Here is a 1,722-nt window from a genome sequence, read left to right on the forward strand (position 1 = left end):
GCCAGGGCGACCGCGATCATCGGCGGGCCCATCGGCACCTGGCCGGCCCGGAACGAGTAGCGCCGCAGGACCACGCCGATGAGCCCGGCCGAGGCCGTCAGGAGGTAGGCCGCGATGAGCCCGCCCAGCACCCAGTTCCACCCGAGCCAGCCCAGCAGCACACCGACGCTCGGCCCGAGCTTCACGTCCCCTGGCCCCGGCTGGCCGGTGAGCAAGTAGGAGAACAACAGGAACAAGCCCCAGACGGCACCGCCGGCGAGGGCGCGGGCGCCGCTCCCGACGTCTTGTCCGGCGACGGCGGCGACGACCGAGCAGGTCACCGTGGCGCCGCACAGCGGGAGGCTGAGCATGTCCGGGATCCGGTGCTCGGCGGCGTCGACCGCGGCGGCCGGGATCCCCAGCAAGACGAAGGCCATCCCGACGGCGATGACAGCGGGAGCCCAAAGGGCCACTGCCGCTCCGGCCATCGCGGCGGCCGCGATCGTCTCGGTGACGTGCCGACGCGACAGTGGCGCATGGGCGGCCCGGCGGGTGAGGCGGGCGACCACCGGAGCGGCAGCCAACGCGAGGACCAACCCCACGAGCAGGCGAAAAGCCACGTCCACAGCGACCTCACCTCCCGATCGGCCCTGCGAGTCGATCATGGCAGGTTCGGCCGGGAACGGGAGTCCGCGCGGGGAAGATCGCCTTATCGGTGGGTCAGCACACCCGTGGGCAGGCCGTCCGGCGTGCCGATGACGTCCTCGTCGAGAACGTGGAGTTCGAAGCGCGCGGGGTCGTAGCCGCCGCCTTCCCACGCCAGGTCGCTGTCGCCGATTCGCCATTCGCGACCGGATGCCCGTTCCTTCAGCAACCACGCCACGACGACCTCCAGGCTCAGCGTTCCCGACCTCGGCGCGACCAAGCTATCAAACCGTAGAACGTGTGTTCGACGGGCGGTCAGGCGGTCGCGAAGCGAACCAGCAGTGCAGTCCAGGCGGCTCGGTCGACCGCGAGCTGCCCGTCGGACGGTGCCTTCGAGTCACGCACACCGACGTCGTCGCCAAGACGGACCTCAACGCAGTCCTGCGTCTCGGAACTCCAGCTCGACTTGAACCAACCGGTCGAGTCCGTCATTTCGTCGCCTCCAACAGCTCGCTCTTGACCTTCGCGATGAGTTCCAGGCTGTCCTCGGCACTCATCGCCTTCGCGCGCGCCGCCTCGGCCTTCTGCCGGTGCACAGCGATGTCTTCCTCGGCGTAGAGTATCAGGCCACCACGATGCATCTCGAGGCTGATGATCGACGGCGCTTGGTCCGAATCGAACAGGATGAAGGATCCAGTCAGAACGGGCGTCCAACCGGCGCCGAAGGGGATGATCCGAACCTGCACGTTGGGCAGGTCGATCATCTCCGTGAGGTACGTGAGCTGCTCGACCCACACCTCAGGACCACCGATGACGTGCCGAATGGCCGCCTCGCCGAGGACGACGTCGAGCTCGGCCGGAGACTTGCGGGTGATGAGGTCACGTCGTCCGATCCGGATCGCCACTCGTTCGTCGATCTCGTCCAACGGCACATCAGCGTCGACCATGATGGCGCGAATGACCGCACTGGTCTGGAGAACGCCGGGGATCAGCAACGGCGCCAGGTGCGTGACGGTCGTCGCCGTGCGTTCCGCAGCCAGCAGCGCGTTCATCTGCTGACGCCGCTCGGCCACCGTCACCGCGTGCCAACGCCCGCTC

General features: G+C 68.5%; 4 protein-coding genes. All 4 read right to left on the reverse strand.

What is annotated here, in order from left to right:
• Nucleotides 1-599 (reverse strand): prepilin peptidase (locus VG502_RS00045; protein WP_325547534.1); only part of this gene is annotated, 599 nt, incomplete at its 3' end.
• An 89-nt stretch (nucleotides 600-688) separates the two neighbouring features.
• Nucleotides 689-862: a hypothetical protein gene (locus tag VG502_RS00050; RefSeq protein WP_325547536.1), complete on the reverse strand. Its 174-nt coding sequence runs from the start codon at nucleotides 860-862 to the stop codon at nucleotides 689-691.
• A gap of 77 nt (nucleotides 863-939) precedes the next feature.
• A complete protein-coding gene (locus tag VG502_RS00055; protein WP_325547538.1) occupies nucleotides 940-1,116 on the reverse strand; it encodes a DUF397 domain-containing protein in 177 nt (58 codons plus the stop codon).
• Nucleotides 1,113-1,722: DUF5753 domain-containing protein (locus VG502_RS00060; RefSeq protein ID WP_325547539.1), on the reverse strand; the 610-nt coding region annotated here is incomplete at its 5' end. The genes VG502_RS00060 and VG502_RS00055, both read right to left, overlap by 4 nt.

It is taken from the genome of Flexivirga sp. (genome assembly GCF_035551235.1).
Lineage (GTDB): Bacteria > Actinomycetota > Actinomycetes > Actinomycetales > Dermatophilaceae > Flexivirga.